Source organism: Thalassospira sp. UBA848 (assembly GCF_002295455.1).
Classification (GTDB): Bacteria; Pseudomonadota; Alphaproteobacteria; order Rhodospirillales; family Thalassospiraceae; genus Thalassospira.
Genome location: NZ_DBGS01000088.1, coordinates 1 through 8,562, shown reverse-complemented (window position 1 = coordinate 8,562; position 8,562 = coordinate 1). Strand labels below are relative to the sequence as shown.

Genomic DNA, 8,562 nt, shown 5'->3' with positions numbered 1-8,562 from the left:
TCGTACCATTTCATCAGAATGGCAGACCGTTCCTTGGCGGTGCGTTTTTTCCAGGCCTTTTGCGCCTTTTCGGCGACGTCAACCGCATGGGCAACGGCATCGCGGCCAAGCACAGGAACAGTGCCAAGCACTTCGCCGGTTGCCGGGTTGGTCACCTGTTCGGTTTTTCCGTCTGGAGCATCGACCCATTCCCCGCCGACATAGGCCTGCTGGTTGAAAAGACTGGGGTCTTTAAGCGAATTCATTTGAGTGCCTCCGAAAAGCATTATTGGGAGCGACATGATCGAACTCTGGTTCTTATCTAGTCTGCTCCGTGGTGGATGCCACATTTTTGCGGGATATTTACCCAATAGCAATCGCAAACCGGGGTTACCACCCGCTTTGCCAGAAGATTGCACATAACCGGTGTTTCAGCCCCCGATTTAAAAGAACCTGCGGCACATTGCCATCTGTCGACCTATTCCCGGCGCCCATAGATCACGCAGATAACTCAGTGGGCGCAAAACCACCTTCGCATCGCGTATTTTTTCATTTTCAACCGATTCTGGGCTTTGATCGCCCCTGACTGTAAGTGAACGAAGAAGGCTTTCTGGCAATGGAAAACCAGGCGCGTCAGAAAATATAGAACAATAACAACAGATTATATCGCGGCCATCGAAGTTCATAATCGAAAATTTCAATTCGCCATAATTTTCGCTTGCAATTATTTTGGGGCATTCGTAACGTTTGTGAAAGAACAGAACGGCAGTTGAGAACAACTGTCACAAATAAGAGCAATTGGGGAGGAATCGGTTGCTCAATCCAGACACATACGACATCGCCATTATTGGTGGTGGGATCAATGGCACGGGTATCGCGCGTGACGCGTCAGGCCGCGGGCTCAAGGTTTATCTGTGTGAAAAAGATGACCTTGCCAGCGCGACCTCATCGGCAAGCACGAAGCTGATCCATGGCGGCCTGCGCTATCTTGAGCATTATGAATTCCGCCTTGTGCGCGAAGCGTTGATTGAACGCGAAGTTCTGCTGCGCGCAGCCCCGCACATCATTTGGCCACTTCGGTTTGTCCTGCCCCACGTCAAAGGTTTGCGTCCGGCATGGATGATCCGTTTGGGCCTGTTTCTGTATGACCACCTTGGCGGGCGCGAAAAGCTGCCGGGATCAGAGGGCATCAAACTCAGCAGCCATCCGGCCGGTGCGCCACTGGTCAAGGGCATGGACAAGGCATTTGTCTATTCCGATTGCTGGGTTCAGGACGCGCGCCTTGTGGTGCTTAACGCCATGGATGCCCGTGATCGGGGTGCCGATATCGAAACCCGCACCGAATGTGTTTCGGCCAAGCGCGAAGGCGATCTTTGGGTCGTCACACTTCGTGATATCGATAATGGGTCGGAAAAGACCATCAAGGCAAAATCGCTGGTTAATGCCGCCGGCCCCTGGTGTGCAGAGCTCCTTGAAAGCCGGGTTGAAGCCAAGAAGAAACAGGGCATTCGCATGGTACAGGGCAGCCACATCGTGGTACCCAAGCTGTTTGACCATGACTATTGCTATATCTTCCAGAACCCGGACGGTCGCATTGTTTTTGCCATCCCCTATGAGCAGGACTTCACCCTGATCGGCACCACCGACCGGGACTACAAGGGCGATCCGGCCAAGGTCGCGATCAGCGCGGATGAAACTAAATATCTGTGCGAATTGTCCAATACCTATTTCGACAAGAAAATCACCACCGACGACGTTGTTTGGGCCTATTCCGGTGTCCGTCCGCTGTATGGCGATGGCAGCGAAGACGCATCACAGGTGACCCGCGATTATGTTCTCGAAATTGACCGGGGCAATCAGTCAGATGATGGTGCGCCGCTTCTAAACATCTATGGCGGCAAGATCACCACCTATCGCAAGCTTGCTGAGTCAGCGATGAGCAAGCTCTGCCCGCTGCTTGGCCGCGATGACACAAGATGGACAGCCGACAAGCCGCTTCCGGGCGGCGACATCCCCGATGCAGATTTCGAGCGCTATCTTGCCGCAACGCACAAGAAGTTTCCCTGGATTCCGGACGCACAAATCTACCGCTACGTGCAAAACTACGGCACACTCACCGACATGATCATTGGTACAGCCAAGGATCTAAAAGGGCTTGGAAAGCACTTCGGCGACGACGTATATGAGTGCGAATTGCGCTATCTGGTGGATCACGAATGGGCCAGAACGGCCGATGATATTTTGTGGCGCCGCTCCAAACTGGGGCTGCACCTTTCGGATGAGACGCGTAATGCCATTGTCCAATGGTTCAAAACCGAACCGACATCAAAAAACACCGTGAAAACGGGCGAAGGAAACAGTGGAAAATGACCCTTACGCTTGAAAATATAACCAAGACCATGGGTGGGGAGACCCATATCGACGATGTGTCGATGACACTGGAACCGGGATCATTCAACGTCCTTTTGGGACGGACCCTGGCCGGGAAAACCACCCTGATGCGGATCATGGCCGGGCTTGAACCCCCGACCAAGGGCCGCATTCTTGTTGATAATGCCGACGTAACAGGCCAGGCCGTGCAGAAACGCAATGTCGCCATGGTCTATCAGCAGTTCATCAACTATCCGTCGATGAATGTTTACGACAATATTGCATCGCCGCTGAAGCTTCAGGGTGTCGACAAGGCAGAGATCGAAAAGCGCGTGCGCTCGACAGCCGAACTCATGCATATCGAACATCTGCTTGATCGCCTGCCACAGGAACTTTCCGGTGGCCAGCAGCAGCGTACCGCCATGGCGCGCGCCATGGTCAAGGATTGCAAATTGCTGCTGCTTGACGAGCCGCTGGTCAACCTTGATTACAAGCTGCGCGAAGAACTGCGCGAAGAGATCCCCAACCTTCTGGCAGAACGCGATACCATTGTTGTCTATGCCACGACCGAACCGATGGAAGCGTTGCTTCTGGGTGGTAAATGCGCGGTGATGCATGAAGGCCGGGTGACCCAGTTTGGTCCGACCACACAGGTTTATCACAACCCGACGTCGGTCGAGACCGGTCTGATCTTTTCCGATCCGCCGATCAACCTTGTCGAAGCGGAAGTTCGCGATGGCGCGATCTTCATGAAAAGCGGCCATCAGGTTCCGCTTTCGGGGCATCTGGCAAATCTTGGCAATGGTGACTACACCCTTGGCATTCGCGCCAACCATCTGTCGGTTGATCCGACCGGTGATGACACGGTCGCGATGCAGGGTCAGGTCGAACTGGCCGAAATCACCGGTTCGGAAACCTTTGTTCACGTCCATTTCAACGACGTTTCCTGGGTGATTCAGGAAGAAGGCGTACACAACCCGCGCCTTGGCGAAGCCACCCAGTTCTATGTCGATCCGACACGCCTGTTTGCCTTTGATGCAACCGGGCAACTCGTGGCCGCCCCGCCGGTCGAAGTCACCAATGGCAAAGCGGCGTGAGGGAAGAGTAAGTAAAATGGCACGTATTGATCTTAAAAGCCTTGCGCATTCCTATTTCCCCGATCCGAAAACGGACGAGGATTATGCCCTGCGCCGAATGGAACACGTTTGGGAAGATGGCGGCGCATATGCGCTTCTTGGCCCGTCGGGCTGTGGCAAGACGACATTGCTTAACATCATTTCCGGTCTTTTGACCCCGTCCCACGGACAGGTCCTGTTTGATGGCAAGGATGTTACCAACCTGGCACCGGAAGAGCGCAACATCGCACAGGTTTTCCAGTTCCCGGTGATCTATGACACCATGACGGTCTATGACAACCTGGCCTTCCCGCTGCGCAACCGTGGCATTGATGAAAAGCGTGTCGATGCCCGTGTGCGTGAAATTGCCGGCATGCTGGATCTGACCGGCAAGCTCAAGCAAAAGGCACGCGGCCTTGGCGCGGATGAAAAACAGACGATCTCGCTGGGGCGTGGTCTGGTGCGTGACGATGTCTCGGCCATTCTGTTTGATGAACCGCTGACCGTGATTGACCCGCATCTGAAATGGGTTTTGCGTCGCAAGCTCAAGGAAATTCATAACAAGCTGCGCCCGACCATGGTGTATGTCACCCATGATCAGGTCGAGGCGCTCACCTTTGCCGACAAGGTCGTTGTCATGTATGGCGGCAAGGTCGTGCAGTTGGGCACCCCGCAGGAACTGTTTGAAAATCCGGCCCATACCTTTGTCGGTTACTTCATCGGAAGCCCGGGCATGAACATCATGGATTGCAAGATTGATGATGGCGCAGCCTGGGTTGATGGCCAGCGTATCGGCCTTTCGGACCGTCACCTTGAGGCCATCTCAAAACAAAACGGCAAGATCGAACTGGGCATTCGCCCCGAATTCCTGACCCTTGATACCGGCGATGCCGCCAAGGGAGCAGACGGAAACGGGATCGAAGTCAACATCACCAAGGTCGAAGACCTTGGCCAGTTCAAGATCGCGACTACCCGGTTCGGCGCATCTGAAATCAAGGTCAAGCTCGGCGAAGACGAACAGGTTGTCGGCCAGTCCGGCATTCTGCGCTTTGCGCCGGAGTGGACCAAGCTTTACGCCGACAGTCAGTTGGTCGCGTAAGGGGGGGATGAGGAAATGAACAAAATTACCAACAACAAGGCCTGGTTCCTCGTCCTGCCAGTGTTCTTTATCGTCGCCATCAGCGCGATCATTCCGCTGATGACGGTTGTGAACTATTCGGTTCAGGACATTTTCGATCCGCAAACGCGGTTCTTTGTCGGCACCGAATGGTTTGAACAGGTTCTGGGCGACAGCCGCCTTCATGACGCGCTGCTGCGCCAGATTTTCTATACCCTTTCGGTTCTGTTTATCGAAATTCCGCTGGGCATTGCGGTCGCACTGACCCTGCCACGCAAGGGTTGGGGTGTTTCGGCATCGATGGTCTTGCTGGCATTGCCGCTGCTTATTCCATGGAACGTGGTTGGCACCATCTGGCAGATCTTTGGCCGTGCAGACATTGGTCTGGGTGGCTATGTCATCAATCTGATGGGCATTGATTACAACTATGCCCAGAACCCGATGGACGCCTGGATCACGGTACTTGTCATGGATGTCTGGCACTGGACCAGCCTGATTGTGCTGCTGTGCTATGCTGGCTTGCGGTCAATCCCGGATGCCTATTATCAGGCGGCCAAGATTGACGGTGCATCGCGCTGGGCCGTGTTCCGCTTCATTCAGCTGCCCAAGATGCAGTCGGTTCTCGTGATCGGTGTTCTGCTGCGCTTCATGGACAGTTTCATGATCTATACCGAACCGTTCGTCCTCACCGGTGGCGGTCCGGGTAACGCAACCACCTTCCTCAGCCAGTTCCTGACCCGGATGGCAGTCGGTCAGTTTGACCTTGGTCCTGCTGCGGCCTTCTCGCTGGTCTACTTCCTGATCATTCTGTTGGTTTGCTGGGTTTTCTATACCGTCGTGATGAACGCCGGAAAGCAGGGGGAACAATAAAATGCAGTTCCAGAAACGTCATATCGGACTTCTTCTTTATATTCTGTTCCTGTTGGTTCCGATCTATTGGCTGTTCAACATGTCGATCAAGACCAATACGGAAATCCTGGGCGCAATGACCTTGTTCCCGGACAACCCGACACTGGCAAACTATGCAACGATCCTGACCGATCCGGCATGGTATACGGGTTACATCAACTCGATGATCTATGTCGGCATCAACGTGGTGATTTCACTGGTTGTCGCCCTGCCCGCAGCTTATGCGTTTTCGCGGTTCAACTTTACCGGCGACAAGCATCTGTTCTTCTGGCTTCTGACCAACCGCATGGCACCGCCGGCCGTGTTCCTGTTGCCGTTCTTCCAGCTGTATTCCAGTGTCGGCCTGTTTGACACCCATATTGCTGTGGCACTGGCACACTGCCTGTTTAACGTGCCACTGGCTGTCTGGATCCTTGAAGGCTTCATGTCGGGGATCCCCAAGGAAATTGATGAAACGGCCTATATCGACGGGTATTCGTTCCCGCGCTTCTTTACCACGATCTTCATTCCGCTGATCCGTTCAGGCATCGGTGTAACGGCCTTCTTCTGCTTCATGTTCAGCTGGGTTGAACTTCTGCTGGCACGTACGCTGACCTCGGTCGAGGCCAAGCCGATTGCCGCCACCATGACCCGTACCGTCTCGGCATCGGGGCTTGATTGGGGCGTTCTGGCCGCAGCGGGTGTTTTGACAATTGTCCCGGGCGCCTTGGTGATCTGGTTCGTTCGCAACTACATCGCCAAAGGCTTCGCGATGGGTCGCGTGTAATCGGAAAACAGGAGGAATATCAAAATGGCATGGATGGCCTGGACCCCGATTACCGCAGCGTTCTTTAGCTGCATCATTCTGATGCTGATCGGGATGGGAATTTGGCAGGCGGTTTCACCGACCGTACCGCGGCGTGGCTTTTTGCCACTGACCACCACACGCGGAGATCGCCTGTTTATCAGTTTGGTGGGCGCAGCCTACATCCATCTGGGCTGGCTGGCATTTACCGATGCCGCCCTTTGGATCGGCTCCATCATTGCACTTGTCTGGCTCATCGTTGTGATGCGCTGGGGTTAAGAACCGAGACGGTACCGCATCCTACAGCGGTGCCGTTTCCTCTGTATTCATCACGGTGGGCTGTCCGTCTTCCCCCAGCGTCGATGACCGGGTTTACCGGATGAGCAATAAGGAAGACGACCAGGGAGAAAACGACATGATCGTTAAAGCCAAAGGTGCCAAAAGCGTTGTTAAAGGCAGCGCAGTTGCCGTCGCCCTTGGTCTTGCTGTGCTGGCGAACCCGGCCATGGCAGATCAATATACCGACGCGGCGAAAAAATGGATCGACAGCGAGTTTCAGCCGTCGAGCATAAGCAAAGACGCCCAGATGGCCGAACTGGAATGGTTCATCAAAGCAGCTGAACCGTTCCGTGGCATGGACATCAATGTGGTGTCGGAAACCATCACCACGCACGAATACGAGTCCAAGGTTCTGGCAAAGGCGTTCTCGGAAATCACCGGGATCAACCTGACGCATGACCTGATCGGCGAAGGCGATGTGATCGAAAAACTGCAGACGCAAATGCAGTCGAACCGCAACATCTATGACGCCTATATCAATGACTCGGACCTGATCGGGACCCACGCGCGTTACGACGCCGTTGTGCCGCTGACCGACTGGATGGCTGGCGAAGGTGCAGAAGTTACCTCGCCGACGCTTGATCTTGATGATTTCATCGGCCTGTCCTTCACCACCGGTCCGGATGGCAAGCTTTATCAGCTTCCTGACCAGCAGTTCGCGAACCTGTACTGGTTCCGCTATGACTGGTTCCAGCGTGAAGACCTGCAGAAGCAGTTCAAGGACAAGTACGGCTATGACCTGGGTGTTCCGGTCAACTGGTCGGCTTATGAAGATATCGCCGAATTCTTCACCAATGACGTTGGTGAAATCGATGGCCAGAAAGTCTATGGCCACATGGATTACGGCAAAAAAGACCCGTCACTGGGTTGGCGCTTCACCGATGCGTGGCTTTCCATGGCAGGTGCTGGCGACAAGGGCATCCCGAACGGCCTTCCGGTCGACGAATGGGGTATCCGTGTTGAAGGTTGCTCCCCGGCTGGCTCGAGTGTGAGCCGTGGTGGTGCTGCAAACGGCCCGGCAGCGGTTTATGCGCTGACCAAATACATCGACTGGCTCAAGGCTTATGCTCCGCCAGAAGCCGCCGGCATGACCTTTGGTGAAGCTGGTCCGGTTCCGGCACAGGGCCAGATCGCACAGCAGATCTTCTGGTACACCGCCTTTACCGCCGACATGGCGAAAAAAGGTACCCCGGTTGTGAACGACGATGGCACGCCGAAATGGCGTATGGCCCCGTCGCCGCACGGCCCGTACTGGGAAGAAGGCATGAAGCTTGGCTATCAGGACGTGGGTTCCTGGACTCTGATGAAGTCCACCCCGCTTGAGCGCCGCAAAGCTGCATGGCTCTATGCACAGTTCACCACCTCGAAAACCGTTTCGCTGAAGAAGACCCTCACCGGTCTGACACCGATCCGTCAGTCTGACCTGGACACCCAGGAACTGACCGATGTCGCACCGAACTGGGGTGGTCTGGTTGAGTTCTATCGTTCGCCGGCCCGTGTTCAGTGGTCGCCGACCGGTACCAACGTTCCGGATTATCCGAAACTGGCACAGCTCTGGTGGCAGAACGTTGCCGAAGCTGTTACCGGCGAACGGACCCCGCAGGAAGCCATGGACAACCTTGCGAACTCCATGGACCGTGTTCTGCAGCGTCTGGAGCGTGCAGGCATCGGTGGCGAATGTGCACCGAAGCTGAACGAAGAGCGTGATGCCCAGTACTGGTTCGACCAGCCGGGCGCTCCGAAACCGCCGCTCGACAACGAAAAACCGCAGGGTGAGACCGTCAAATATGACGATCTGATCGCGGAATGGCGTGCGGCTCAGAAGAACTAAGAGCCACACTACTGGGGGTGCCGGGGATGTTTTTCATCCCCGGCCGTCCAGTTCATTTATCGATATTCAGACCATCAATATTTACCAAAACCATAGTCGAACAGCGATTTTCCCCTGC

The 8,562-nt window shown here is 54.9% G+C and carries 8 protein-coding genes; 7 read left to right on the top strand and 1 reads right to left on the bottom strand.

Annotated elements, in window-relative coordinates; genetic code table 11:
- On the bottom strand, positions 1-245 hold a 245-nt coding region (locus B2R48_RS12315), incomplete at its 3' end, for an aldehyde dehydrogenase family protein (protein ID WP_297000778.1).
- Positions 246-792: 547 nt separating this feature from the next.
- Here B2R48_RS12315 and glpD point away from each other — a divergent pair.
- The 7 genes from glpD (at position 793) to B2R48_RS12280 (ending at position 8,444) form a co-directional block, all read left to right on the top strand.
- Positions 793-2,349, top strand: coding sequence for a glycerol-3-phosphate dehydrogenase (glpD, locus tag B2R48_RS12310; protein WP_062955433.1), 1,557 nt, complete (start codon positions 793-795; stop codon positions 2,347-2,349).
- Positions 2,346-3,446, top strand: coding sequence for an ABC transporter ATP-binding protein (locus B2R48_RS12305; RefSeq protein WP_297000775.1), 1,101 nt, complete (start codon positions 2,346-2,348; stop codon positions 3,444-3,446). Before glpD ends, B2R48_RS12305 begins: the two co-directional genes overlap by 4 nt.
- A 16-nt stretch (positions 3,447-3,462) precedes the next feature.
- Complete coding sequence (locus tag B2R48_RS12300; protein WP_297000773.1) at positions 3,463-4,563, top strand: ABC transporter ATP-binding protein; 1,101 nt, start codon at positions 3,463-3,465, stop codon at positions 4,561-4,563.
- 15 nt (positions 4,564-4,578) lie between these two features.
- Positions 4,579-5,451 carry a carbohydrate ABC transporter permease gene (locus B2R48_RS12295; protein ID WP_062955430.1) on the top strand — a complete coding sequence of 291 codons (873 nt, stop codon included), beginning with the start codon at positions 4,579-4,581 and terminating at the stop codon, positions 5,449-5,451.
- A 1-nt stretch (position 5,452) separates the two neighbouring features.
- Positions 5,453-6,256 (top strand): carbohydrate ABC transporter permease, encoded by an 804-nt coding sequence (locus tag B2R48_RS12290; RefSeq protein WP_062955429.1) that lies wholly within the window; start codon positions 5,453-5,455, stop codon positions 6,254-6,256.
- A 24-nt stretch (positions 6,257-6,280) separates the two neighbouring features.
- Positions 6,281-6,553, top strand: coding sequence for a DUF2160 domain-containing protein (locus B2R48_RS12285; protein WP_062955428.1), 273 nt, complete (start codon positions 6,281-6,283; stop codon positions 6,551-6,553).
- Between the two features lie 136 nt (positions 6,554-6,689).
- Positions 6,690-8,444 carry an ABC transporter substrate-binding protein gene (locus B2R48_RS12280; protein WP_414716188.1) on the top strand — a complete coding sequence of 585 codons (1,755 nt, stop codon included), beginning with the start codon at positions 6,690-6,692 and terminating at the stop codon, positions 8,442-8,444.
- The last annotated feature ends 118 nt before the right edge of the window (positions 8,445-8,562 follow it).

Excerpts from the sequence above, each read along its gene's own strand:
- B2R48_RS12305 (WP_297000775.1), top strand. The coding sequence starts at position 2,346 with ATGACCCTTACGCTTGAAAATATAACCAAGACCATGGGTGGGGAGACC.
- B2R48_RS12300 (WP_297000773.1), top strand. The coding sequence starts at position 3,463 with ATGGCACGTATTGATCTTAAAAGCCTTGCGCATTCCTATTTCCCCGAT.
- B2R48_RS12295 (WP_062955430.1), top strand. The coding sequence starts at position 4,579 with ATGAACAAAATTACCAACAACAAGGCCTGGTTCCTCGTCCTGCCAGTG.
- B2R48_RS12290 (WP_062955429.1), top strand. The coding sequence starts at position 5,453 with ATGCAGTTCCAGAAACGTCATATCGGACTTCTTCTTTATATTCTGTTC.
- B2R48_RS12285 (WP_062955428.1), top strand. The coding sequence starts at position 6,281 with ATGGCATGGATGGCCTGGACCCCGATTACCGCAGCGTTCTTTAGCTGC.
- B2R48_RS12280 (WP_414716188.1), top strand. The coding sequence starts at position 6,690 with ATGATCGTTAAAGCCAAAGGTGCCAAAAGCGTTGTTAAAGGCAGCGCA.